30 protein-coding genes are annotated in these 25,440 nt (G+C 48.2%); 17 read left to right on the forward strand and 13 right to left on the reverse strand.

The features are described 5' to 3' along the window. Positions 1 to 9: 9 nt before the first annotated feature. Positions 10 to 384 carry a DsrE family protein gene (locus tag B147_RS0108690; RefSeq protein ID WP_020586822.1) on the forward strand — a complete coding sequence of 125 codons (375 nt, stop codon included), beginning with the start codon at positions 10 to 12 and terminating at the stop codon, positions 382 to 384. 230 nt (positions 385 to 614) lie between these two features. Here the strand turns inward: B147_RS0108690 and B147_RS0108695 are convergent, their stop codons facing one another. Further along, positions 615 to 1,478 (reverse strand): DUF2334 domain-containing protein, encoded by an 864-nt coding sequence (locus B147_RS0108695; protein ID WP_020586823.1) that lies wholly within the window; start codon positions 1,476 to 1,478, stop codon positions 615 to 617. Between the two features lie 127 nt (positions 1,479 to 1,605). Further along, the gene (gltX, locus tag B147_RS0108700) at positions 1,606 to 3,009 is read right to left on the reverse strand and encodes a glutamate--tRNA ligase (RefSeq protein WP_020586824.1); all 1,404 of its coding nucleotides are present in this window, start codon (positions 3,007 to 3,009) and stop codon (positions 1,606 to 1,608) included. Positions 3,010 to 3,302: 293 nt separating this feature from the next. Here gltX and rpmF point away from each other — a divergent pair, with 293 nt between their 5' ends. The 16 genes from rpmF to sat all read left to right on the forward strand — a co-directional run bounded on the left by rpmF (position 3,303) and on the right by sat (position 16,398). Further along, positions 3,303 to 3,491, forward strand: coding sequence for a 50S ribosomal protein L32 (gene rpmF, locus B147_RS0108705; protein WP_020586825.1), 189 nt, complete (start codon positions 3,303 to 3,305; stop codon positions 3,489 to 3,491). 32 nt (positions 3,492 to 3,523) lie between these two features. Then, positions 3,524 to 3,757, forward strand: coding sequence for an acyl carrier protein (gene acpP, locus B147_RS0108710; RefSeq protein WP_020586826.1), 234 nt, complete (start codon positions 3,524 to 3,526; stop codon positions 3,755 to 3,757). Between the two features lie 25 nt (positions 3,758 to 3,782). After that, positions 3,783 to 4,229 (forward strand): ribose 5-phosphate isomerase B, encoded by a 447-nt coding sequence (gene rpiB, locus B147_RS0108715; protein WP_020586827.1) that lies wholly within the window; start codon positions 3,783 to 3,785, stop codon positions 4,227 to 4,229. A gap of 150 nt (positions 4,230 to 4,379) precedes the next feature. Next, positions 4,380 to 5,627, forward strand: coding sequence for a serine hydroxymethyltransferase (glyA, locus tag B147_RS0108720; protein WP_020586828.1), 1,248 nt, complete (start codon positions 4,380 to 4,382; stop codon positions 5,625 to 5,627). Further along, on the forward strand, positions 5,627 to 6,109 hold the full coding sequence (locus B147_RS0108725; protein ID WP_020586829.1) for a deoxycytidylate deaminase: 483 nt from the start codon (positions 5,627 to 5,629) through the stop codon (positions 6,107 to 6,109). Before glyA ends, B147_RS0108725 begins: the two co-directional genes overlap by 1 nt. Positions 6,110 to 6,128: 19 nt before the next feature. Next, positions 6,129 to 6,638, forward strand: coding sequence for a transcriptional regulator NrdR (gene nrdR / locus B147_RS0108730; protein ID WP_020586830.1), 510 nt, complete (start codon positions 6,129 to 6,131; stop codon positions 6,636 to 6,638). Then, positions 6,631 to 7,767: a bifunctional diaminohydroxyphosphoribosylaminopyrimidine deaminase/5-amino-6-(5-phosphoribosylamino)uracil reductase RibD gene (gene ribD / locus B147_RS0108735; protein ID WP_020586831.1), complete on the forward strand. Its 1,137-nt coding sequence runs from the start codon at positions 6,631 to 6,633 to the stop codon at positions 7,765 to 7,767. The genes nrdR and ribD overlap by 8 nt, the downstream gene beginning before the upstream one ends. 3 nt (positions 7,768 to 7,770) lie before the next feature. Continuing rightward, a complete protein-coding gene (locus tag B147_RS0108740) occupies positions 7,771 to 8,448 on the forward strand; it encodes a riboflavin synthase (protein WP_020586832.1) in 678 nt (225 codons plus the stop codon). A gap of 11 nt (positions 8,449 to 8,459) precedes the next feature. Then, positions 8,460 to 9,665, forward strand: coding sequence for a bifunctional 3,4-dihydroxy-2-butanone-4-phosphate synthase/GTP cyclohydrolase II (locus B147_RS0108745; protein ID WP_020586833.1), 1,206 nt, complete (start codon positions 8,460 to 8,462; stop codon positions 9,663 to 9,665). Positions 9,666 to 9,676: 11 nt separating this feature from the next. Then, the gene (gene ribH, locus B147_RS0108750; protein ID WP_020586834.1) at positions 9,677 to 10,144 is read left to right on the forward strand and encodes a 6,7-dimethyl-8-ribityllumazine synthase; all 468 of its coding nucleotides are present in this window, start codon (positions 9,677 to 9,679) and stop codon (positions 10,142 to 10,144) included. A 3-nt stretch (positions 10,145 to 10,147) separates the two neighbouring features. Then, entirely contained in the window at positions 10,148 to 10,561 is a 414-nt protein-coding gene (nusB, locus tag B147_RS0108755) for a transcription antitermination factor NusB (protein ID WP_020586835.1), read from the forward strand. 29 nt (positions 10,562 to 10,590) lie between these two features. Continuing rightward, entirely contained in the window at positions 10,591 to 11,211 is a 621-nt protein-coding gene (locus B147_RS0108760) for an MBL fold metallo-hydrolase (protein WP_020586836.1), read from the forward strand. Continuing rightward, positions 11,211 to 13,463: an aminodeoxychorismate synthase component I gene (pabB, locus tag B147_RS27930; protein WP_020586837.1), complete on the forward strand. Its 2,253-nt coding sequence runs from the start codon at positions 11,211 to 11,213 to the stop codon at positions 13,461 to 13,463. The genes B147_RS0108760 and pabB overlap by 1 nt, the downstream gene beginning before the upstream one ends. Before the next feature lie 146 nt (positions 13,464 to 13,609). Beyond that, entirely contained in the window at positions 13,610 to 14,338 is a 729-nt protein-coding gene (locus B147_RS33155; RefSeq protein WP_268815254.1) for a DUF1573 domain-containing protein, read from the forward strand. 19 nt (positions 14,339 to 14,357) lie between these two features. Then, the gene (locus B147_RS0108780) at positions 14,358 to 14,999 is read left to right on the forward strand and encodes an HAD family hydrolase (RefSeq protein WP_020586840.1); all 642 of its coding nucleotides are present in this window, start codon (positions 14,358 to 14,360) and stop codon (positions 14,997 to 14,999) included. Between the two features lie 121 nt (positions 15,000 to 15,120). Then, positions 15,121 to 16,398, forward strand: a complete 1,278-nt coding sequence (gene sat / locus B147_RS0108785; RefSeq protein WP_020586841.1) for a sulfate adenylyltransferase — start codon at positions 15,121 to 15,123, stop codon at positions 16,396 to 16,398. Positions 16,399 to 16,807: 409 nt separating this feature from the next. Here the strand turns inward: sat and B147_RS0108790 are convergent, their stop codons facing one another. The 11 genes from B147_RS0108790 to ffh form a co-directional block, all read right to left on the reverse strand. Further along, a complete protein-coding gene (locus B147_RS0108790) occupies positions 16,808 to 19,084 on the reverse strand; it encodes an inorganic phosphate transporter (RefSeq protein WP_020586842.1) in 2,277 nt (758 codons plus the stop codon). A gap of 233 nt (positions 19,085 to 19,317) precedes the next feature. Beyond that, positions 19,318 to 20,157, reverse strand: coding sequence for a 16S rRNA (cytidine(1402)-2'-O)-methyltransferase (rsmI, locus tag B147_RS0108795; protein ID WP_020586843.1), 840 nt, complete (start codon positions 20,155 to 20,157; stop codon positions 19,318 to 19,320). Between the two features lie 2 nt (positions 20,158 to 20,159). Continuing rightward, positions 20,160 to 20,534, reverse strand: coding sequence for a YraN family protein (locus B147_RS0108800; RefSeq protein WP_020586844.1), 375 nt, complete (start codon positions 20,532 to 20,534; stop codon positions 20,160 to 20,162). Further along, on the reverse strand, positions 20,531 to 21,124 hold the full coding sequence (locus tag B147_RS0108805; protein ID WP_051085658.1) for a ribonuclease HII: 594 nt from the start codon (positions 21,122 to 21,124) through the stop codon (positions 20,531 to 20,533). Before B147_RS0108805 ends, B147_RS0108800 begins: the two co-directional genes overlap by 4 nt. 25 nt (positions 21,125 to 21,149) lie before the next feature. Then, positions 21,150 to 21,503 (reverse strand): 50S ribosomal protein L19, encoded by a 354-nt coding sequence (rplS, locus tag B147_RS0108810; protein ID WP_020586846.1) that lies wholly within the window; start codon positions 21,501 to 21,503, stop codon positions 21,150 to 21,152. A gap of 115 nt (positions 21,504 to 21,618) precedes the next feature. Beyond that, positions 21,619 to 22,176: an RNA methyltransferase gene (locus tag B147_RS0108815; RefSeq protein WP_020586847.1), complete on the reverse strand. Its 558-nt coding sequence runs from the start codon at positions 22,174 to 22,176 to the stop codon at positions 21,619 to 21,621. Next, positions 22,173 to 22,925 (reverse strand): tRNA (guanosine(37)-N1)-methyltransferase TrmD, encoded by a 753-nt coding sequence (gene trmD, locus B147_RS0108820; protein ID WP_020586848.1) that lies wholly within the window; start codon positions 22,923 to 22,925, stop codon positions 22,173 to 22,175. The genes B147_RS0108815 and trmD overlap by 4 nt, the downstream gene beginning before the upstream one ends. An 8-nt stretch (positions 22,926 to 22,933) precedes the next feature. Continuing rightward, the gene (rimM, locus tag B147_RS0108825) at positions 22,934 to 23,476 is read right to left on the reverse strand and encodes a ribosome maturation factor RimM (RefSeq protein ID WP_020586849.1); all 543 of its coding nucleotides are present in this window, start codon (positions 23,474 to 23,476) and stop codon (positions 22,934 to 22,936) included. Positions 23,477 to 23,480: 4 nt separating this feature from the next. After that, positions 23,481 to 23,711, reverse strand: coding sequence for a KH domain-containing protein (locus B147_RS0108830; protein WP_020586850.1), 231 nt, complete (start codon positions 23,709 to 23,711; stop codon positions 23,481 to 23,483). 69 nt (positions 23,712 to 23,780) lie between these two features. Continuing rightward, positions 23,781 to 24,035: a 30S ribosomal protein S16 gene (rpsP, locus tag B147_RS0108835; RefSeq protein ID WP_020586851.1), complete on the reverse strand. Its 255-nt coding sequence runs from the start codon at positions 24,033 to 24,035 to the stop codon at positions 23,781 to 23,783. 16 nt (positions 24,036 to 24,051) lie between these two features. Beyond that, positions 24,052 to 25,377, reverse strand: a complete 1,326-nt coding sequence (gene ffh, locus B147_RS0108840; protein ID WP_020586852.1) for a signal recognition particle protein — start codon at positions 25,375 to 25,377, stop codon at positions 24,052 to 24,054. Between the last annotated feature and the right edge of the window lie 63 nt (positions 25,378 to 25,440).

The following is a 25,440-nucleotide window of genomic DNA, read 5'->3' on the forward strand; positions in this document are numbered from 1 at the left end:
GAGAACAACATGTCTGAAACAACGGAAAAAATCATCTACTTTTGTACCCATGCCGGTGAAGACGCGGAAAAAGCCTCTATCTGTTTTGCCATGGCAAGCTCTGCCCTTGCCCTGGAAGTGGATACCACCGTGGCTCTGCAGGGCAGCGGGGTTTACCTGGCCCAGAAAGGATATGTCGAGCATGTGCCGGCCACAGGAGGCTTTGCCCCCTTGACCAAACTCATTGGGGACTATATGGAACTGGGCGGAAAACTGCTGGTGTGCAAACCTTGTGTTGAGGAACGAAAGATCGAAGAATCGGATCTCATCGACGGGGCAAAGGTGAGCACCGGCGGGACGCTGAACATGATCGCCCTGGAGACCGACGCCCAACTGGTATATTAACCACAACATTGTAGACGTCATGAGGATTTTAGCTTCAAGATATACGGTGGCCGCTGTAGTAGTCTATCGTAACACCTTTATAACGAAGAATATGAAATTCTCATGACTTCCCAGCAGAGCCTGTCTTTGCTTTATCAGAAAGGGAATCTTTTTGATGCTGAAATATATGTTGGACACCAACATTGTCATCTATGTGATTAAACGTCGGCCAATTGAAGTATTCGACATTTTTAACGCCCGGGTAGGTCAGATGTGGATCCGTTCTCAGCCCTCAAGCCACTAATTGCTTGGGTTGCTTGGCTGATTGAAAGCAAGCGAACATGCCTTTGGGATTTGAGCCAATTCAAAAGCTCGTAAAACTCTTGATACGTGGTGCTGCCACGCTTTTCATTAATCTCTTTAAAGTCATATTCATGGAACAAAACAACAATGACAGATTGAGGGTCAGAAGATGTACGTGATGCTTTGACGGCATCGCGAAGCTTAGAGAGGTTGCATGAGTATGGCAGAAAATTAAGCTTACACGCTTCTGTTATTTCTCCTAGCTTATTGCTCGCCGAAAGAGTTGAAAACCCAAGCTCTTCAAGAGCCCGTAATGTGTTTAAGTCGTACCTGTTCCACGGTGGCACAAAGGTACTGATAGGAACGTCTATCATGTCCTCAAGGAGTTTCCTGCCTTTGTCTAATCTCTCTACTTGAGTATTGTAATCCAGGCCTGAAAATTCTGTCCATCGCTCAGCACTGATTGTCTGGTGAGAATAACCATGCAAGGCCACATCTAATATACCGTCATTAACGCCGTTCTTTAAAATATCCCCTTTCATTGATGTAAGAGGGATCAGATCCTGCAAAGATGGATCATGAATATCGCTCGCACATACATAGGGGATGACGCCTAAGGTTAAGCAAGCTTCATGCTCCCGGAAGGCATCAATGATTCTCAGCTCCATGTCCGTATTGCTACAGGCCGAATAATCATCTAGCCGAAAGACGACGTTGACTTGTTCATTTGCAATTGAATGCTTGTTGCAAGCCGTGAATGCAATCATACATAAAAATAAAAAGGCAACCGGAATTCGTTGCTTTTCAAACATTAGATTTACCTATAAGTGTGCCCGTCTCCGGTGGGTACGGAGCGAAGCGGAGTACTTTTCGGGTGCAATGGGCTGGAGATAAAGGATATGCCTCCATTCCAGCTCTCATTGTACCAAAGATAGTTCCTTAGCCCAGTGCCGCACAGAATTGTGCCGCTTTTCTGATGCGCTGAATGGTTTTGTTTTTGCCAAGGGCGATAAACATTTCAAATATGCCGGGGCTCACCGTTGTGCCGGTGACGGCCACCCGCAGGGGCTGGGCAATCTTTCCAAACCCGAGCCCCGTCTCTTCCATGATCTGTTTAAATATTTCTTCCTGGGAGCCCTGGCTAAAGTCCCCAAGGCCTTCAAAGGCGTCGGCACATTTGTTTAAAAGATCGGCAGTTTCGGGTTTAAGAAATTTTTTGGCTGCCTTTTCTTCAAACTCAATGTTTTCTTTGTAATAAAACGCCGCGCCCTGGGCCATCTCCACAAGGGTTTTGCTTCTGGGTTGAAGCGTTTCGATGACTCCTTGGGTAAAGGCGTCATTCTGGGCGTCAATGCCAAGGTTCGCCAGGTGAGGTACAAGGTCGTCCCCCAATTCTATAGGCTTTTTTTTCTGGATATGTTTTGCATTCAGTGCATACAGCTTATCCATGTCAAACATGCCTGCAGATCGGCCAAGATGTTCAAGATCAAACTTTTCAATAAGATCCTGGCGTTCAAAAAACTCCTGGTCCCCATGGGACCATCCCAGCCTGACCAGATAGTTGATCAGTGCATCGGCCAGAAACCCCATTTTTTTATACTCACCTACGGACATGGCACCATGACGTTTGCTCAGCCGTGCCTTATCTGATCCCAGTACCATTGGGACATGGCCAAAAACCGGCAGGGGCGCGCCTAAAGCCTGGTAAATCAGAATCTGTTTGGGTGTATTCACCAGGTGGTCATCCCCCCGGATAATGGTGTTGATGCCCATGGAGATGTCATCCACAACAACCGCAAGGTTGTACATCGCCACCCCCGAACTTCTCTGGATGATAAAGTCATCAATCTCCGCGTTCTGGAAAGCGGTACTGCCCTTGACAATGTCGTCTACAATGGTGACGCCTGTGTCCGGGGTTTTTAACCGCACCACGGTGTTATCTCCTTTTTTCAGCCCGCGGTTGCGGCACTTGCCGTTATACATGGGCTTAAGCCCCTTGGCCTTGGCTTCTTCGCGCATGGCATTGACCTCTTCGGGCGTGCAGTCGCAATAGTAAGCATGGCCCTGTTCAACCAGGCGGTCAATGTGTTCATTGTAAATATCATAGCGCTGGGTTTGGAAATAGGGGCCGTCATCCCAGTCAATTCCCAGCCATTCCATGGATTCCAGAATGGCGTCTACGGACTCCTTTGTGGAACGGGCTTCATCAGTGTCTTCTATACGCAGCACAAACTGCCCTGCATTTTTTCTGGCCCACAGCCAGTTGAAAAGTGCAGTCCTGGCACCTCCGATATGCAGGTATCCCGTGGGGGAGGGCGGAAAGCGTGTAATTATTGTATTCATTTTGATCTCCAAAAGTTAAACTTCACGAACAACAGGCGGTACAGGGTCTTTTTTAGCCTGTACCGCCCGAATCCGTAAAAAAGGCGTAAAATCGACGATTTATCTATCATAATTGCGGGGTCTAAAGCAATACGGCTGATTTATAAAATCCTATTCGATTTATTAAGCGCATTCTTTCAAACAAAGGATTTCTTTGGTTGACTTCAAATAAAAAATAGGGTAATTAGATATGTTCTAAATTTTGGCAGGTATTAAATAAAAACCAAATAAAATAATGTAGTTAGGAGAAAGTCATGGCCGTACCCAAGCAGAAAAGTTCCAAAGCAAGAGGAAGAAAAAGACGCACACACTATAAAACCAGTGCCCCCACTGTAACCATATGTTCCGAGTGCCAGGAGCCCAAGCTGCCCCATACTGCATGTCCTGAATGCGGAACCTACAAAGGCAGGGATGTAAAACCGGATGTGGAAGTAGAAGATTAGTTTTGCCGGAAAATACTTCAAGGAGTCAGGACATGACCATTGAAACCAAAGTAAGAAAAATTATTGCTGAGAAAATTCCCGGCATTGATATCGAGGATGTGGTTCCCCAGGCATCATTAATCGAAGATCTTGGTGCGGATTCTCTGACCATCGTTGAGTTGATCATGTCAATGGAAGAGATTTTTGAAATCGAAATTGACGATGACCAGGCTGAAAAACTGTCCACTGTCCAGGATATTTATGATTTCATTGCATTGAGATCATAAATAAATATAAAAGGTCCGGGTAGATATGGAAAAGGATAAAAAGATCATCATCGGCAGTGATCATGCCGCTTTTGAATTAAAGGAAAAGATTAAGGACCTGCTCACCGGTCTCGGCTATGAGGTTGAGGATGCGGGTACTTACAGCACGGATTCGGTAAATTATGCCGATTACGGTAAAAAAGTGTCCAAGGCGGTTTCCGACGGTACATTCAGCCGGGGCATTCTTCTGTGCGGTACCGGCCTGGGCATGTCCATGCAAGCCAACCGGTTTAAAGGCGTTCGCGCTGCCCTATGTTCGGATATTTTTTCCGTCAGGATGAGCAGACAGCACAATGATGCCAATATCCTGGTTATGGGTGGCCGTCTGGTCGGTGACATTCTTGCCTTTGAACTGGTCAAAGAATGGCTTGCCACCCCCTTTGAAGGCGGTCGTCATCTGGACCGTATTCGTTCCCTGGATGAAATTGGATGAAACGGGTAAGCGTAGATGAGAATATCGGCCGACATATTTTAAACAGGTTACAGCATAACTTGTTGATCCCCCCTTTAATAATAGTCTGATTATTTGAAATAGAAATAAAAAGGGATGTGTTGGCTAACTATGCCAACGCACGATTGAATTATGGAAAATATACAATTTATTAAATCTTGTGACCCTGAAATTGCCTCTGTCATTGAAAGTGAATACAGTCGGCAGGAATACGGGCTGAATCTCATCGCTTCGGAAAATACGGTGAGCCGGGCAGTAATGGAAGCCCAAGGCTCGATCATGACCAATAAGTATGCTGAAGGGTACCCGGCAAAACGGTATTATGGCGGCTGCCAGTACATGGACCAGGCTGAAAATCTGGCCATTGACCGGGTAAAAGAACTGTTTGGTGTGGAATTTGCCAATGTTCAACCCCATTCCGGATCCCAGGCGAATATGGCGGCTTACTTTTCCGTGCTCTCCCCCGGGGATGGAATACTGGCCATGGATCTTTCCCATGGCGGGCATTTAACCCATGGTGCAGGGGTGAGTTTTTCCGGCCGTTTGTTTAATTTTTCCCATTATGGTTTAAATCCGGAAACCGAGACCATCGATTTGAACCAGGTGGAAGACCTGGCCCGGGCAAATAAGCCTAAAATGATTGTGGCAGGGGCCTCCGCTTACCCCCGGACCATTGATTTTAAGGGCTTTTCCGAGATTGCCAAAGCCTGCGGGGCGCTCTTTTTGGTGGATATGGCGCATATTGCAGGGCTTGTGGCGGCAGGTGAACATCCCACACCTGTGGGATACGCAGATATTATCACTTCCACCACCCACAAGACCCTTCGCGGCCCCCGGGGTGGGCTGATTCTCTCCAACGCCGAACTGGGCAAAAAAATAAATTCCCAGATTTTTCCCGGCATCCAGGGCGGCCCTTTGATGCATGTGATTACGGCCAAGGCCGTGGCCTTTAAAGAGGCATTGTTGCCCGAGTTTACCGAATATCAGAAACAGGTGGTTAAAAATGCCGCTGTGCTGGCAAAGGTGCTCATGGAAAGGGGTTATAAATTGGTGTCCAATGGTACGGACAACCACATGGTTCTGGTGGATTTTTCAGGACGGGATATCACCGGAAAAGACGCGGAAGAACGTTTGGGACTGGCGAACATTACAGTAAATAAAAATACTGTACCCAACGAAAAGCGAAGCCCCTTTGTTACTTCGGGTGTACGTATCGGGGTGCCGTTGATCACTTCCCGGGGCATGAATGAAGATGCCGTGGGCACTGTGGCCGGATTCATTTGCGATGTTCTGGATGACGAGGCTAATGTGCCTAAGGTTGCCGCTGAGGTTAAAGATCTGTGTACCCAGTATCCTTTATATAAGAATACTGCCGGCTGATGACCCCTATACCCCCTGATGCAGCAAACGCAACTGGTGATGGCCGCCCCTCTTGGAACGAGTATTTTATGGCCATCACCGACCTTGTGGCCTCTAGGGCCACCTGTCTTCGACGGAAGGTGGGCGCCGTGCTGGTTAAGGACAAACGCATTTTATGTTCGGGGTATAACGGTGCACCTTCCCAAATCCCCCATTGCAGCCAGACCGGTTGCCTGCGGGCGCAGCTCAAGGTGCCTTCCGGAGAAAAGCATGAGCTTTGCCGGGGCGTCCATGCTGAACAGAATGTGATCATTCAGGCAGCTTACCATGGGATACCTGTCGCCGGTGCCTCGCTGTACTGCACCACCCAGCCCTGTTCCATATGTGCCAAGATGATCATCAACGCCGGGATCAAAAAAGTGTACTTCAAGGCGGGATACGATGATCCGCTTTCCCTGGAGATGTTTGCCCAGGCCGAAGTGGAATTGATTCAGCTTGATTAAATAAATTGAAGAGGCTGATATGAAGTGCCCCTATTGTGGAGATCCAAACACCAGAGTGGTGGATTCGCGGCCGGGCAAAATTGAGTTTGAGGTCCGGCGCAGAAGGGAGTGTCAGGCGTGCGGCCGCCGTTTCACGACCTATGAACGCGTGGAACAGGTCCCTGTCATGATCATTAAAAAAGACAACCGCCGGGAAGAGTTTGATAGGGAAAAAGTGATGAGAGGCATTCAGAAAGCTTGTGAAAAACGTGCCATCAGCATCAACCAGATCGAACAAATTGTGGATGAGATTGAGCGGGACCTGCGGGAAGGCCGGGAGCGGGAAGTGCCCGCCACGGTGGTGGGTGAGAAAATCATTAATGCCCTCAAGGATCTGGATGATGTGGCCTATGTCCGGTTTGCCTCCGTGTACCGGGAGTTCAAGGATGTGACCGATTTTATCCAGGAACTTGAAAGTCTGATTCATAAGGAGCACAAATCCACAGATGCCGAGCCGGGTAAGGAAGGTTCTGTAAAAAGTGATGACTGATTCGGACTATATGGCAAGGGCCTTGGAACTTGCAGCCCGGGGCAAAGGATATACCTCCCCCAATCCCTGTGTGGGTGCCGTGGTGGTAAAGAACGGCCGGATCATTGGCCAGGGCTTTCACCCCAAAGCAGGTGCCCCCCATGCCGAGGTGGTGGCCATTGATGATGCCGCAGCAAAGCATCCTGAAAAATTGGCCGGTTCCACCATCTATGTCACCCTTGAACCCTGCAACCATTTCGGCAAAACTCCCCCATGCACCCATAAAATTTTTAATGCAGGTATCAGTCGGGTTGTTGTGGCCTGCAAAGATCCAAATCCTGTTGCCGGAGGTGGGATTGATTTTTTAAGGGAAAAGGGTCTTGAGGTTGTTTCAGGGTTTATGGAGCAAGAGGCCTTGACCCTGATCGAAGACTTTGTCTGGAATGTTCAAAACGACACAACACCGTTTGTCACCTTAAAGTGTGCTGCCACCCTTGACGGATATATCGCCACCCGCACAGGGGATTCCCAGTGGATCACCTCCCAGGCATCCCGAAACTTCGGCCATGAATTACGCCACCAAAATGATGCCATTCTTATCGGCTCCGGTACCCTGCATGGGGATGATCCGTCCCTGACCGCCAGAATTGAGGGAAAACAGACCCGGGATCCTGCCCGGATAATTCTGGATACCCGTCTGACCGTTCAAGAAACTGCCAAGGTTGTGGTTCAAAAATCAACGGCTCCCACCATCATTGTTACAGGTCCGGACTGTGATCCCGGTAAAATTTTGCGTCTCAAAGAAAAGGGAGCCCAGATTCTTGAATGCCGGGTCTTTGAAAATTTGCTTGATTTAAACGACCTGATGATTAAATTAAGAAAATTGTCCATAACAAGCCTTCTGATTGAAGGCGGCGGGCGTGTGGCTGCCTCGGCTCTGGCCGCGGGAATTGTCAATAAAATCTGCTATTTCCTTGCCCCCAAAATTATGGGTGGAAATGACGGTATACCGGTGTTTAACGGGTCGGGACCAGAAAAGATAAAAGACGTGTTTCAATTGGCCCGGGTCACCACCCGGCAGTTCGGTTCCGATATGCTGTTGACAGGATATATTGAACCGCAGAATAGATCAGGTAACGGCGGGAGATAACTTTTGTTTACTGGGATTATAGAAAGTCTGGGCACCATTCGGCGCATTGAAACCCATGGAGAGGGCAAAGTGCTGGTGATTGCCTGTGACCTGGATTTTTCCTCCACAGGCATCGGGGATTCCATTGCTGTGAATGGGGCCTGCCTGACCGCTGTAAGTCTTGGCAAAGGGCAGTTCAAGGTGGACATGGCACCGGAAACCGTGTCACGCACCACATTCGGTTCCATTGGACCCGGAGCCCGTGTCAATATTGAACGGGCGCTAAAGTTGTCGGACCGCATAGACGGGCATCTGGTATCAGGCCACATCGACGGAACAGGTACGGTCACAAAAATTGAGACCCGGAGCAATGCCATCATATATGACATCCAGGTGCCGAAAAACCTGGCTGATGAGATGATCGAAAAAGGCTCGGTTGCCATTGACGGCATCAGCCTGACCATTAACCAATGTTGGGAAAACGGTTTTTCGGTCAGTATTATTCCCCATACCGCAAAGATTACAACAATCGGATTTAAGAACGTGGGGGATCGCGTCAATATTGAGACGGATATGCTGGGAAAATACGTTAGAAAATTTTTATCAGGGCAGGGAAAAAACGCCAAAAGTGCCAACGACGCCGGCGCTGATGCCGACTCGGACATCAGTATGTCATTTCTTGCCCGGAACGGATTCTTGTAAAGGATAGCAAAATGCCGCATTTAACCATTGAACAGGCGATTGAAGATATAAAAAAGGGAAAAATGGTCATCCTGGTGGATGACGAGGACAGGGAGAACGAAGGCGATCTGACCATGGCGGCCGAGGCCGTAACTCCGGAAGCCATTAACTTCATGGCCACCTATGGCCGGGGGCTCATCTGCCTGTCCCTTGATTCGAGCATTGCAGATAAGCTCGACCTTCCCATGATGGTTGATCATAATACTTCCCAATATGGGACTGGGTTTACGGTTTCCATTGAGGCCAAACGCGGTGTGACCACAGGTATCTCCGCTGCAGATCGGGCCACCACTGTTTTGACGGCAGTGGCTGATGAGACAGGCCCCCAGGACATTGCAAGACCCGGCCACATTTTTCCTTTACGGGCCCGGGACGGCGGGGTTATGGTGCGCATCGGCCAGACCGAAGGTTCTGTTGATCTCGCACGCCTGGCAGGGCTCAAGCCCGCCGGCGTCATCTGTGAAATCATGGATGACGACGGTACCATGGCCCGGATGCCCTCCCTTGAAAAATTTGCCGAAAAACACGGCATCGGCATCTGCACGGTGGCGGATCTTGTTAAATATCGGTTAAAGACAGAAAGCTTTGTAAAACGAGCTGCTGAAACCGTTATTCCCACCCGGGTGGGCGGTGAATTCAGAATCATTGCCTATGAAAATGATATTGACAATCTTACCCACATTGCCCTGGTTAAGGGTGAAATTGATCCGGAAAAGGATATTCTGGTGCGGGTGCATTCCGAATGCATGACCGGTGACATTTTTTCTTCTTTGCGCTGTGATTGCCAGGATCAGCTCTACCGGGCCATGAAAATGGTGGATGAAGAAGGTTGCGGCGTTATTTTGTATTTGCGCCAGGAGGGTCGGGGTATCGGCCTTGTGAACAAATTAAAAGCCTATGAATACCAGCGCCAGGGACTGGATACGGTCCAGGCCAATGAAAAGCTCGGATTTTCTGCTGACCTGCGTGATTATGGTGTGGGTGCCCAGATGCTGGTGGATCTGGGGGTACGTAAAATGCGTCTGCTCACCAATAATCCTAAAAAGATGATCGGTCTTCAAGGTTACGGGTTAAGCGTTGTGGAACAGGTGCCCATTGAAGTGGCGCCCAATCCCTTCAACCAGGGGTATTTGAAGTGCAAGCAGGCTAAGATGGGTCATCTACTACATATTAAATAAGGAAAATAAATATGCCTCAGATAATTGAAGCCAATTTGGATGCCAAAGGTAAAAAATTTGGAATTATTGCCTCCAGATTCAATGATTTTATTGTGGAGAAGCTTGTGTCAGGCGCTTTGGATTGTCTGGTCAGAAGTGGTGCACAAGACGAAGATATTGCCGTTGTCAAGGTGCCCGGTGCCTTTGAAATCCCTTTGACAGCAGCCAAAATGGCTGCATCGAAAAAATATGACGCCATTATCTGTTTAGGTGCCGTGATCCGCGGGGCCACCACCCATTACGATTATGTGTGTGCCGAAGTGTCCAAGGGTATTGCTTCTGTCAGCCTTGAGGCCAAAGTGCCGGTGATGTTTGGTATCCTCACCACGGAGACCATTGAACAGGCCATTGAACGTGCCGGTACAAAATCCGGTAACAAAGGCTTTGATGTGGCCTTGGGTGCTGTTGAAATGGCAAACCTGTGCGCAATTATGGAATAAGACATGGGTGACAGGCGCAAATCCCGTGAACTGGCCTTGCAGGCCCTGTTTGCGTTGGATCTGAATAAAACCGATTCCCGGCCTCAAATAGATGACTTCATTGAACAGCACGGGGGAGATTTAAGTGAGCCCACACGTCATTTTTTCCAAACGCTTGTGGATGGTGTGCTTGAGAATCGTAAAGAGATAGACGATCTTTTGGATCAATGGGCCAAGAACTGGAAGATTTCCCGTATGCCGGCAGTGGATAGAAATATCATGCGTATTGCCGTGTTTGAGATGCTTCATCTGTCTGATATTCCGCCATCCGTATCCATTAACGAGGCGGTTGAAATCGGTAAAAAATTCGGCACCCGGGATTCCGGGCCGTTCATCAATGGGGTACTGGACCGGATCCGGGTCCAGTATGAGCCATAAGCTATGATGTGAAGAACCAGGAGGGTGTTTTGATTATACATAAACTTGAAGTCGGCCCTATTATGGCCAACTGCTATATTGTAGGGTGTGAAGATACAAAACAGGCCGCTGTCATTGATCCGGGCGATGATGCAGACCGGATACTCATGGCCCTTGCAAAGGCTGAGCTGAAGGTGAAATATTTGATAAACACCCATGGCCATTTTGACCATGTTGGTGCAAATAAGAGAATGAAAGACGCGACGGCTGCGCAGATTGCCATTCATCCGGATGATGAACCCATGCTCTTGGATTTGTCCAATCATGCCCGCATGTTCGGTCTTGGGGCAGAAAATTCTCCGCCTGCCGATATTCATCTCAAGGATGGAGACACAATCTCCTTTGGCACTATTACCTTTGAAGTGATTCATACCCCGGGGCACTCACCCGGGGGGATCTGCCTTTACACCCCTGGCCACCTGTTTGTCGGAGACACGCTTTTTATGGGCTCAATCGGACGCACCGATCTTCCCGGCGGCGATTATGACACCCTGATCTCCTCCATTAAGACCAAATTGCTCAATTTGGACGAAAACACCATTGTCTATCCCGGACATGGGCCTGAGACCACCATTGCCAACGAAAAGCGGATAAACCCCTTTCTCAGATAATGTCTGAAAAGTTTTTTTTACCCCGGATCACCGACGTTGTGGTCCGGGGTTTTAATTTTGATCTGCCATTCGAACATGCTGCCGCTCGATTTTGCCGGCAGGAGGGCACGGTGGTGCTTTTGTCCGGATCTGATCTGGACTGCGCCCGGTATCATATCCTTGCTGCCGATCCCTGGCTGACGATAAAAGGAACCGGGAACACGATCTGTATCAATGTTAAAAATTCAGCCGGGGACTTTATCTGCCATGAAACAAAACAAGACCCGTTTGGCCTGGTTGATGCCCTGATCAAAAAACTCTCCTTTTCTGATAAGACATTCAAGCTGCCTGTGGCCGCCGGCCTGTTCGGCTATTTTTCCTATGATCTGAAAGATAAAATCGAAGAGCTTCCCCAGACCTGCATGGGCAGAGGGTTGCCCGATATCTGTCTATATGCTCCGTCCGTTATTTTAATCCAGGATCGAAAAACCGGTGAGAACCGTATTTGTCTGCCCATGTTTGACGGGGATAAGAAACAAAAAGAGGTCCTGTCCAGGGAAAAATCCTTTTTAAAGCGGCTTGAAGAAACCTGGCAACCCGGCTCTTTTTGTACTGACGGCACAGGACTTGTCTCTTCATTTGCCAAACCGGAATATCTGTCAGCCGTATCACAGATTATTGCGCATTTAAAACAAGGTGATATCTACCAGGCCAATCTGTCACAGCGTTTTGAAACCGGTTTCAGGGGCGATGCCTATGCCTTGTTTTTAAAGTTGTTCGAAAAAAATCCCGCCCCCTTTTTCGCCTTTGTCCAGGCCGGGGATCACCAGGTGGTCTCCAGCTCACCTGAACGCTTTCTCAAAGTTGAGGGGAAGACCGTCGAAACACGGCCCATTAAGGGAACCATTGCCCGGGGAAAGACACCTGAACAGGACAGGGAAAATGAAAAAATGTTATCCCAAAGCACCAAAGATGATGCTGAACTGACCATGATTGTTGACCTGATGCGCAATGATCTGTCCCGGGTCACGGAACATGATTCCGTGGAGGTGACGGCCCACAAACGCCTGGAACCCTATGACAATGTGTTTCATCTGGTATCTGTGATTGAGGGTCGCCTGAAAACCGGTGTTTCCTGCGCAGCAGTGGTCCGGGCCGCCTTCCCTGGGGGCTCCATCACAGGCTGCCCTAAAATTCGATCTATGGAAATTATTGATGCGTTAGAACCCGTAAAGCGTCATGTGTATACCGGTTCCATTGGATACTTGAGCTTCCACGGCACCATGGATCTCTCCATTGCCATTCGCACCGCCGTGATTCATGACGGGCGGTTGAGTTTTTCCGTGGGCGGCGGCGTGGTCTATGATTCGGATCCCCAACAAGAGTTTGAAGAGACACTGGTCAAGGGAAAAACCCTGATGGATACCCTGGTACAAGGAGCGGCCCAATCTATTGAAAAACCGGTCATGGCCTGGGTAAACGGCCGCTTTGTCCCCCAGCACCTTGCCCGGGTACCGGCCGATATCCCAGGATTTTTATACGGGGCCGGACTGTTTGAAACTATTCGGGTGGACGCAGGCATTCCCATTCGACTGTCTGAACATATCAGGCGGCTGGAACAGTCCTGGATGTCTGTGTTTGGCGGAGCCTTACCGGATATCTGTTGGGAATCGGTTATCAGAGAGCTTATTTCCCAAAACGGATTTGAACAAAAGACCTGCGCGGTCAAGCTTGTGGCCGCAAAGGATCACCGGCCGGGGCGGTGTGTATTGGCTGCCGCATTTATCCGTACCTATGTGCATCGCCTTGAACAGCTTGGCAAAAAAGGCCTTGACCTGGTGACCTTTCCCCATGCCCGGCACTCATTTCTGGCAGATCATAAATCCATGAATTACCTGTTCTACGACCTGGCACGGACCTTTGCCCTGGCTCATGGTGCGGATGAAGCCCTGATTTTAAATCCGGACGGCACTGTATCTGAAACAAATACCTGCAATATCCTTGGCCTGGATGGGAAGAATATGGTCGTACCAGCTTCCGGTCATGTGCTCAATGGGGTAACGATTAGGTCCGTCATGCAGATTATGGCTCAAAGGGGGTTTAGTGTGAGCAAGGTTGCTGTGGATGTTGAAATCTTTTGTGCGCTGCCGTACGTATTTGTAACCAACGCACTCATGGGGATGGTGCCGGTCCGGCGTATTAATAACACGATTTTGGATATGGACAACCTGCTTTGCAGCCAGGTCAATGAAGTTCTTTTTTCTTCTTGCTGAACAACAATTGGCTGATTTGTTACAGATTTTAAAAGTTAACCAATTGGTAATTGCAATTTATATCTGTTATGCATGGACAATCTTGAATTTAGGGGTTGAATAGGCTATTTTTTCTATTCGTTTCTAAAATATAAATGGATAAAAAAATGAAATACATCAATTTTATAATCATTTTTGCATTTTGGGTTATCTTTGCAGGACCGGCGTATGTCTGGGCAGGTCCACTGGCCGTTCCGGTGGACCCTTCTTTTGAGTTTGAGTCCGTGCTTGAAGGGCAGCATTTAACCCATGATTTTATAATAAAAAACCAGGGGGATGCCCCATTGAACATTACCGGTGTTCGTCCGCCTTGAGGCTGTGATAAGAAAGCCTATGACAGGCAGATTCCCCCGGGCGGGGAAGGAAAAATCACTATTGGCGTTAATACCGCAGGGTATGGCGGTCGTGAGTTGATTAAGAATATTCTGGTTAAAACAGATGATCCCAAAAATATAAAATTTTATTTAAAAATTTCCGGCAAAGTTAAGGAAATTGTCAGGATCACGCCCCGCACCGTGAACCTAACCGGGGCTCCAGGCCAGACCTTAAGTGAAGTGGTCACCATTGAACCGGAGCATGGGGATGAATTAAAGATCCTAGGCATGACGCTTAAATTGAATAAGCAGATAAAGGCTGAACTGATAAAGCCCGGCCAAGGGGAAAAAAAATGGCAGGTCAAGGTTTCCTGCTATTCCGACCGCCCTGATCATTTTTATGACCGTATTATATTGACAACAGACAATCCCAATAAATCACATTTGAAAATCGGGGTCTATGCCATTTTTGAAAAGGCAGTGCCTATGAAAACGAGTGATTTTAAGGATGGAAACAAATAGTTCCAAGGAGTCTAACAGAATGGATACAGCAGGAATTAAGGCCGTCGTGTTTGACTGCGACGGTGTCATGTTTGATACGGCCCAGGCCAACCGGCAATTTTATAACGAGATCCTGGCATGTTTTAACAAGCCGCCCCTTGACGATGAGCAGTTTAAAAATGTTCATATGATGACGGTAACGACTGCTGTTGAATACCTTTTTCCGAAAATGGATGACCATCGGCCTGTTTACGAGATGATCAAGACCATCGGCTATGCTTCTGTTATTCCTTTGATGATGATGGAACCGGGCTTGCTTGAGTTGCTTGATGCAATAAAGCAGGCCGGTCTTGTGCGCGGCGTAGCCACAAACCGAACAAATACCATGGGTAAAGTACTTATTGAGCATAAACTGAAAAAGGCATTTGATATTGTTGTCACGGCATCTGACGTGGCCAATCCCAAACCCTCTCCCGATCAACTGGAAAAAATTATGGGTGCCTATGCATTGCTGCCCCGGCAGATTGTGTTCATCGGGGATTCCATATATGATAAAAAAGCGGCAGAATCGGCCGGGACCTGGTTCATTGCTTTTAAGCAACCCGGGCTTGAAGCCCATGCCCATGCAGTATCCATGGATGAGGTGGGAGAACTGTTAAAGTTAAGCAAATATAATTCTTGACAAATTGGCGAATCATCATTAAATCTTACGAGATTTTTAAATAAAATTGAAGTCAGGTGCCGGGTCAAGGCATTTGACACATATAAATGGAAGTTAACCATAGATAAGGAGAATGACGAATATGTCTAAATTAGTTGCACCCCATGGTGGAAAAGGTCTTGTATGCTGCAAGCTCGAAGGCGCAGAACTGGAAGCTGAACTGAAAAAAGCCGAAGGTCTGAAAAAAATCGAAATTTCTTCCCAGGTTAAAGGCGACCTGATCATGCTGGGTATCGGCGGTTTCTCTCCGCTGAACGGTTTCATGACCAAAGCTGACTGGAAAAGTGTTTGCGAAGACTTCCTGCTGGCTGACGGTACTTTCTGGCCGGTTCCCGTTATGCTTGATGCTGCTGCTGCTGACGCTGCAGATATCAATGTTGGCGATGAAATCACCCTGGAAAGAAATGGTGAAATCTATGCCACCATGAAGATCGAAGAAAAATTCGAAATGTCCGAAGACGAGAAAAAATGGGAATGTGAGAAAGTCTACAAAGGCCATGGTGAAGAGTCTGAAGATGACGTATTCTGGAAAATCGCCATGGAAGATCATCCCGGCGTTCAGATGGTTATGGCCAGAAAAGAATTCTGCCTGGCAGGTCCTGTAAAAGTTCTCTCCGAAGGCGAATTCCCCGAAAAATTCAAAGGCGTTTATCTGACCCCCAAAGAAACCCGCGCTATCATGGATGAAAAAGGCTGGGCCAACGTTGCTTCCATGCAGCTGAGAAACCCCATGCACAGATCCCATGAGCATCTGTGCAAGATCGCCCTTGACGTATGTGACGGCGTTCTGATCCACTCCCTGATCGGTAACCTGAAACCCGGCGATATCCCTGCAGAAGTACGTATCAAATGCATCGACACCCTGATCAAGGGTTACTTTGTACCTGAGCATGTAATTAACGGCGGATATCCCCTGGATATGAGATATGCCGGTCCCCGTGAAGGCCTGCTGCATGCCACCTTCCGTCAGAACTACGGTGTTAACAGAATGATCATCGGTCGTGACCATGCCGGCGTTGGTGACTTCTACACCCTGTTTGAAGCACAGGAAATTTTTGACACCATCCCCATGCCTGAAGATGACGGCAAACGTCTGCTTTGCGAACCCCTGAAAATTGACTGGACCTTCTACTGCTACAAATGTGACGGCATGGCTTCCATGAGAACCTGCCCCCATGGCAAAGACGATCGTGTTATCCTCTCCGGTACCAAACTGCGTCACGCCCTGTCCAACAACGAACCTGTTGTTGATCACTTTGGCCGTGAAGAAGTTCTGGTTATCCTCAGAGAATACTATGCCAGCCTGACCGAAAAGGTTGAAGTAAAACTGCAGAGCCATGCAGAAGGCACCAAGATGTAAGTGAAGTTTCCTTCGCTGACATCCGTTTTATGATGTGATTAAAGCGGCCCTTTCCTTCGATTATAGGAAAGGGCCGCTTTTGCTTTATCCTTTCTTTATCACTTGCCAACTTCCTATATTTTAACCTTAAAAAAGTATAATAAGACTATAATAGCTACTCCCTCTTCTCCCTTTAAGGCCACGGGAGTTCAATTTTGGATCAGTTTATGTGAGGGATAGTGGGGAATTCAAACACAGTCGGATAGGATTATTAGACTCAGAAGAAAGAGTCCCGGATTGGAAAAATCTCGATCGGTACAGCCGGCGCTTGATCGCAAAACCCGGTCGGTTTAAATACCGCAGGGCAATTCGCAATAGCGGTTCAGTTTTGACAGAGCCGTTCCCCGAACAGAAAACTGTGGGAAATGGCTCAATCTAAGTGCAAGTTTCTGCAGGCATTGGTACCGTCTTTTGAAGGCAGAGCTTCATTAAATATCTCAAGCAGCTTGACGGTCTGTTTTGCCATCATGACGCAATTGCCGGAAATGGCATAGTACATGATGCTCAGACGCGTCTTTGAGGACCCTTCCCTGATTCTGGCAATCTGATTGGCATTGTATTCATCCACAAGGTCTCTAAGATAGTGGAACCTTGCAGCGATGTGGTGGCAATCCACAATATCCTTTTTATTAAATGCAATTTCCACCTGCTCAAGAATATAAAGAATTTCAGTTTTGATCTCCTTGAGCTCCTCAATTTGGGCCGGTAAAAGCCCCTTGTGCCGGTTGGCCACATGCATGGTGGATCTGATTACCGTATCCCTGTATCCGTCGTTAAGTTTCTGAAGCCGCCGGATAATCTGGTAATAGTTGAACGATCCCTTGTGATCTCCACGCTGCAGGAGCCGTAATACTTTAAAGATATTTGCAATGATTATATTGCTGCGCATCTGAAACTGCTTGACCTTCTTGCGATGCTCCCTTAAGGCGTCCAAATCCTCTTGAAACAGCGCATCGAACGCAGCCCCTAAAGATAGTCTTATGCCTTGAAGATGAAGGGCAATATGGTCAAATGTTGCTGAAACGGAAGATTGAAAATCTTCCACCTCTTCAAGATGGTAGATGGTGATCTCTTCTTTGGTCTTTTCATGACCTTCATGGTGCTTTTTGTTTCTTTGGATCATAAAAAAAACAAAGATCATCAGACAGATCACGCCGGGCATTTTAAAATGATAGATGATGTTGCCGCTTATAAAGGAGGCGACAAAGGCAATAAGGGCGGTCATGAACCAGCCGCCGATTACGGTTAAGACGCCGGTTACACGGTATACGGCGCTCTCCCTGCCCCAGGCCTGGTCCGAAAAGGAGGACCCCATGGCGACCATAAACGTTACATAGGTGGTGGACAAAGGTAGCTTTAAGGATGTGGCCATGGAGACCACGGCAGATGCAACCATCAGATTCACGGACGCACGCAGCAGATCAAAGGATGGTTTTTTCCTTCCCCCGGTATGATTGTCCTCGGGGATTGGGCTAATTCTTTTGGCCACAACCCTGCCGATGACGGGCGGTGCAATGGCTTTGACAGAAGTAAACAGGCTGTGGAACAGGTTGACAATTCGCCTGGACAGCCAGACGGATTCAAATCGCTCCATACCTTCATCCTGCTGGCCCAGGCTGATTTCCGTTTCGGACACTGTCCTTGCTTTGCGTGATACCCACAGGGTTACCACCATGATGGCCCCTGCAATGAGCATGATAACGGTCTGTGTGTGAACTTTCCCACCCAGTGCCTCCATGGTGATGTTCAAGGGATCAGATGAGGCCAGAGCTGTTTTAAAAGCATTCAGACCTGCTAAGGGAACACCGATAAAATTGACAAGATCATTGGCGGCAAAAGCCATGGCCAAGGCAAACGTACCTACAAGGACGATGGGTTTCAGAATATTTATTTTGAATGCGCTGATGAGAATTTGAAGGATGATGGCAGAAATTACGAAAATCCCGCCCATGATAGTAAAAGAGTGGCTTTTTATCCATGTCACCATCTGTGCATCCATGAACGTGGCCCCTTTGGCTCCTTTGACAAGGATGAAAAAGGTAATGACGGTAAGTGCCACACCACCCCATAGCGCGCCGTAACATTTCAGCCGTTTTTCATAATTAAAGGTGAAAATAAGCCTAGATATAAACTGAACCGTTGCTCCTGAGGCGAATGCTACGATAATGGATAATAATATTCCAAAGACGATGGTGATGGCTTTGCTTGAGTTAATATAATCCAAAAGCCCAAGACTTGAATCGGCATGAGCGGCAAGTTTTATCACGGACAGGGCCACGGCAGACCCGAGCAACTCAAATACAATGGAAACTGTCGTGGAGGTGGGTAGGCCATATGTGTTGAATAGATCCAATAGCAGGACGTCGCTGAGCATGACTGCCAGAAAAATAATAAGAAGTTCAGGCATGGTAAAAAGCTCGGGATGAAAAATACCTTTCCGGGCAACTTCCATCATTCCGGCAGAGAACGTAACGCCGGTCAGAATTCCGGCACTGGCAATGAGCATGATTATTTTAAAGGGTGCTGCTTTGGAGCCGATTGAAGAGTTTAAAAAATTAACCGCATCATTGGTGACTCCAACAATCAGATCAAAAATTGCAAACAGGATCAGCATCCCTACAATGATATAGCATATTTCAATGCTCATGATAGTCTTATTTCCTTTGTGAAAGTTGGATATATTCGCCCGGGGGTAAGCAGGACCATTTTATCGGAATTTAAATCCTAACAATATCTTCATACTTTGCTAATATTTTGCTTCTTTATAAGGCTTTTGCCCCTGATTTGGCAAGGGGTTTATAAATCTGTAAAGGAGCGAAATTGTCTTGTGTGTCACATTGGTGGTTCCAGGCTGGGTGTATATGCGTCGGCAGAAATTGTTTAAGAACGGTTTTTCAGAGCTAAAATCATGTCGTAAACCCTGGATTTTGGGCAGTTTGCCAGCCCGGCTATTTTTTTTGCAAGTTCACCGGTCCGCATATTTTGATTCAGACCATCCATGATCATCGCTTCCATTTGTTCTGTAGACAGGCCTACCGGCTGCTCATCTGCGCCTTTAATCAAAAGGACGCATTCGCCTTTGATGGTTTCCCTTGCTTTAAGGGTGGATAGAATAGAGGAGAGAGGACCACGGACAAATTCCTCATACTGTTTTGTCAATTCTCTGGCAAGACAGGCCTGGCGGTCTCCAAATGCCGTTATGGATGAAGATATCAGGCGAATAACGCGCCGTGGAGATTCATAAAATATCAGTGTGGCCTTATGATGGGCGGCATCATTGAGAAAACTGTCCAGGCGGCCTTGTTTTTTAGGCGCAAAGCCCAGGAACACAAAGGCGTCGGTGGGCAGGCCGGATGCGCTCAATCCGGTAATCGCAGCATTGCATCCGGGAACCGGCACAATAAGAATGCCTTTCTCCCCGGCCTGGGAAACCAGACGATAACCGGGATCTGAAATTAGAGGTGTGCCTGCATCACTGATCAAGGCGATTGAGGTTCCGTTTTCAAGCCGCTGGATCAGGTCATGGGTCTTTGCGATTTCATTGTACTCATGGCAGGCAATTGTGGGGGTTGTGATGCCGTAATGAGCCAGTAATTTTTTTGAATGACGGGTGTCCTCGGCTGCGATGAGATCCGCCTCCTTTAATATGCGTACCGCCCGAAATGTCATATCCTCAAGGTTGCCTAACGGGGTTGCTACAATATAAAGCGTACCGGCCATTGTTAACATCCTTGAAAGGCATTGGGAATTAAAGTGATGTCACAGGCGGTGTGCGAACTATCCTTGTACAATACTTCCACCACATCAAATCGCAGCCGGGTATTGATTATTTTATTCAGGCTCAGGTAGTACTGGGCACCCATGATGATTTTTTTCTGCTTAGCTGCTGTTACACCTTCCCGGGGCAGGCCTTTTTTTACGCCTGTCCGGGTTTTGACTTCAATAAAACACAGGGTACCATTGTCTTTTGCAATGATATCGATCTCAAACTGCGGGGTTGAATAATTGGACTCCAATATTTTATAGCCCCGGGACAAAAGAAACTGCCGTGCAGCCAGTTCTCCCTTTTTACCAAGCTGTTTTCCTCCAAGGCTCATATACCCTTTACACCCTTGAAGCTTTTACGATGAACAGGGCAGGGGCCATGGGTTAGGATCGCTTCTTTGTGGGCTTTGGTTGGATATCCTTTATGCCGCTTAAAGCCGTATTGGGGATATTGTACATCAAGGTCTGCCATGATCCGGTCCCTGGTGACCTTGGCTAGAATAGAGGCCGCTGCAATGGATAGGCTCAACGCGTCCCCTTTTATAACAGACCGCTGGGCTATGGTGCTGTCTATGGCAAACTTGCCGTCAATGAGCAGATAATCCGGGTCCAGAGTCAGGTCTTCAACCGCTCGTTTCATGGAGAGCAGTGATGCCTGCAAAATATTAATTCGGTCAATTTCCTCATGGTCGGCAATGCCGATGCCAAAAGCAACGGCTTGGTTTTTGATTACAGGAAACAGCGCCTCTCTTTTTTTTTCAGAAAGCTTTTTAGAATCATTGATGCCGCAAACATCAAAATTTTCAGGCAGCACCACCGCTGCAGACACGACAGGGCCGGCAAGGGGTCCCCTGCCGGCCTCATCAACACCTGCAATCAAATTATATCCGCCCAACATAGCCTGTTTTTCAAAGGCCAGCATATCGGCTGGAAAGCTGCTGCGGATATTAGGCAAAGCGTTTTTCTTTGATTCTTGCCGCTTTGCCGCGCAGGTTTCTCAGATAGTAAAGTTTGGATCTTCTTACACGCCCCCGGGTAACCACTTCAATCTTATCAATGGCAGGAGAATAGAGGGGGAAGATTCTTTCAACACCAACGCCGCCGGAAATTTTTCTTACGGTAAAGCGGGCGCTGGAAAGGCCTTTGGTTTTTTTGATAACAACGCCTTGAAAAACCTGGATGCGCTCCTTTTCACCTTCCTTGATTTTTACATGAACCTTTACGGTATCCCCGGAGTCGAAATCCGGGATGTCAAGGCGCATCTGTTCTCTTTCAATTTTTTGGATTAGGTTTGCTGTCATGTTTTGTTCCTTCTATTTTTTTTATATGAAAGTCACAATAAGTTGTTGGGTTGTTACTATTTTTGCCATGGATTGAGTCTGGTATTGATAGACCCGATCCGCCCATGCCGTTATTTCAGCCGTTTATTAATCTGTCTAAATATATGGATGCTGCGGACCGGACGCTCAAGTGGTTATATGATCCTGCACCCAGTATGGGTTCAAGGATATGGTCACACTGGTCAATCACTTCCGGTGCCAGCCCCCATGCCGTGCCAAAAACGAGCACATGGGGGGCATTCTCTTTCAATTCCTGCCCAAGTTTTGCGCAACTGCGTGTGGCGCATCGGCTGTTGGCGCTGGTGGCCACTTTTACCACGCTCCGGCCCTGCTCATTTTCTATATCATTGCAGACCGCCTCAAATGTATCCGCCACCCTGATTCGTTCTATGGCAGACTTTCGTGCCGGATTGACCTTTCCGCCATGGCCGTTAGTCCAGTGATCCATAATCTGGCAGGCCAGGGTTTTCTGGTCTTCATAGGGGGTGACCACATAATAGGCCTTTACCCCGAATGTCCGGCCTGCTCTGGCAATATCATGCAGGTCCATATTGGTCAGGGCTGATCCTGTGATTTGCCCGTTTTTATTGACCACCGGGTAGTGGATCAACGCCAGGTAAATAGCTGCACTCATTTATGGATCAATGCCTCAAGTTCCCGGCACCACTGCCGCAAAATTTCTTTTTCTTCACTATCCGGCGTCCGGATGTCAAACAGGTCCGGGCGCTTGATAAAGGTCCGTTCCAGGGCAGAGCGCCTGCGCCACTGCCGGATCTTTTCATGGTTCCCGGACAACAGAACCCCGGGTACGGCCATGCCCTCATATACCTCGGGCCGGGTGTACTGGGCATATTCAAGCCGATTGTCCATAAATGATTCACACTGGGATGATTCATTGCTCCCAAGAACCCCGGGAATCATCCTGGCAACGGCATCAATCACTGCCATGGCAGCAATCTCTCCGCCGGTCATCACAAAATCCCCCACGCAGATCTCTTCATCCACCTGGCGGGTATAGACCCGCTCGTCAATTCCCTCGTACCGGCCGCAGATTAGAATCAGATCCTGTCGGTCCGCGGCAAGTTCACAGGCACGGGCCTGGGTAAAGGGTTTGCCCTGGGGGCTTAAGCATACCACCCGGGGACAATTGGACGACAGTCTGGCAGAATCAATGGCCTTTTCCAAAGGCCCCGGCATCATTACCATACCGCTGCCTCCGCCGTAGGGGCGGTCATCCACGCTGTTATGCCGGTCAGAAGCAAAATCCCGGATATTGATACTATCAGCGCTGATAACCTCGCGGGTCAGCGCCCTGGCCATGATGCCGTTGGAAAAAAAAGCGTCCAGAAATTCCGGAAACAGTGTCAATACGGTAAACTTCATGGATGAAATCAGTCCGGGATAAATCCTTCGGGCAGTTCGGTTGTAATCATACGGGTGTCAAGGTTAATCTCCTTGACAAATGCTGCATTCATAGGGATCAGAACTTCCTGTTTGCCTTGGGATGTTTTATCCGTAACAACCAGAATATCATCTGCACCTGTGGGAAAAAGCTGCTCAACTTTTCCAAGCTCGCCTTCATTCGTATCCACGACCGTCAATCCGATCAGATCCTCCCAGTACCAGGTATCTTCATCCAAGTCCGGCAGGTTGGTTTTATCAACCAGGACAAGCTTTCCCACAAGGGCTTCCGAGGCTTCCCGGGTGTTGACCCCATCAAGAGTTAAAAGCACCCCTTTTTTATACCGGCCGGTCTGGGTTATTACATATTCCCGGCCAGTACCCGGGGACGCATCCTCATTTTTAAGCACCACGACAAGCCCTTGGGTAAAGGTGTCGGGCGATTGGGCCCAGGACCACACTTTCAGGTTTCCCTTAAGGCCGTGAACGCCCGTGACCTTGCCGATGGTCAGCCAGGTGTCCGAAACCACCATGGAACTACTCGATGATTTCCAGAACCGTGCGTTTTTTCATTTTTGTGGCTGCGGCACTCAGGATTGTTCTCATGGCCCTGGCTGATCTGCCCTGTTTGCCGATAACCTTGCCCAGGTCTTCCTTTGCCACCTTGAGTTCAAGCACGGAAGTCTGGTCACCTGTCACTTCAGATACCTGAACCTCATCGGGATTGTCTACCAATGCCTTTGCTAAATACTCAATCAGCTCTTTCATAAAAACGTCTCCTAATCAATGACATAAGGGGCCCGGCTGTTTTCAAGGCGTGTCCGGCAGTTTTGTTCCTTAAGCAGAAACGCTTTCAGCATTCTGTTTTTTTAAGATGCTTTTTACCGTTGTGGAGGGTTTTGCACCCTGTTCCAGCCAGTACTGCACCCGGTCTTGTTTCAAGGTAATTACTGCAGGATCCTGCATGGGGTCATATGTGCCGACGGCTTCAAGGAATTTTCCGTCCCTGGGTGCCTCAATATCAGCTGCAACGATTCTGTAAAAGGGTTTCTTTTTGGTGCCTTTACGGGTAAGTCTGAGTTTTACTGCCATAATCTTAGTTGTCTCCTTAAAATGGAAGCATGCCACGAAGGTTTTTCATGCCGCCTTTATTAAATTTTTTCATCATTTTCATGGACTGGGTGTAGCTTTTAAGCAGTTTATTCACATCCTGAACCGATGTTCCCGAGCCAAGGGCAATCCGTCTTTTGCGGGACGCTTTGATGATTGCATGTTTGGTCCGTTCTTCGGGAGTCATGGAGTTGATAATTGCCTCTATCTTTACAAACTCTTTATCATTGATGTTCAAATCTTTGAGCATCTTTTTATTCACCCCGGGCAGCATGCCTAAAAGATCCTTAATGGACCCCATTTTGCGAACCTGCTGCATCTGATTCTTAAAATCTTCCAGGGTAAACTGATTTTTTCTAAATTTCTTTTCAAGGGCCTGGGCCTCTTTTTGATCAACTGCCTCCACTGCCTTTTCAATAAAAGACAGGGTGTCTCCCATGCCGAGAATCCTGGACGCCATGCGGTCCGGATGAAAGGGCTCAAGGGCCGTGGCTTTTTCACCCACACCGATGAACTTTAACGGTTTGCCTGTCACTGCTTTAATAGACAGCGCCGCACCGCCCCTGGCATCACCGTCCATTTTGGTCAGCACAAAGCCGGAGATATCCAGCCGTTTGTCAAATTCACCGGCAATGTTCACCGCGTCCTGGCCGGTCATGGCATCTGCCACCAGAAGGGTTTCTGCCGGGTTAATGCCCTTTTTGATCTCTTCGAGCTCGGTCATGAGCGCGTCATCCAGGTGCAGCCGTCCTGCGGTGTCAATGAGCAGGGTGTCACAGCCAAGATCCCTTGCGGCAAGCTTTGCGTCCTGGCAAATCTTGAGCGGTTTCATCTCGGTTGTGGATGCAAATACCGGCACATCCATCTGTTTTCCCAGCTTGGTCAACTGGTCTATGGCGGCCGGGCGGTACACATCTACAGGCACAAGATAGGGCTTTCTGCCGATTTTGCGCAGAAAATTCGCCAGCTTGCCCGCTGTGGTCGTCTTGCCGGAACCCTGCAATCCCACCAGCATAATGGACGTTGCCCCGGTGGCGGCAAAGTTCAGTTCCTGGTGGGTGGAGCCCATCATCTTTGTAAATTCTTCATTTACAATCTTGATGACCTGCTGGCCCGGGGTCAGGCTTTGCATGACCTCCTGGCCAAGGGCTCGGGCCTTTATATCTGAAATGACATTTTTTGCAACCTTATAATTGACATCGGCTTCCAGAAGTGCCAGTCTGACCTGTTTTAAACCGTCTTCAATATTGTTCTCGGTAAGGGTTCCGTGTCCTTTTAACTTCTTGAATACAGAATCCAGCCGGTCGCTTAAATTGTCAAACATGTGCAAGATAACCTTTTTGTCAGTATCAAATCAAATCATTGAATTTAAAAAATAATCCGTGTA

The sequence above is a fragment of the Desulfobacter curvatus DSM 3379 genome, from assembly GCF_000373985.1.
In the GTDB taxonomy this organism is placed as follows: Bacteria; Desulfobacterota; Desulfobacteria; order Desulfobacterales; family Desulfobacteraceae; genus Desulfobacter; species Desulfobacter curvatus.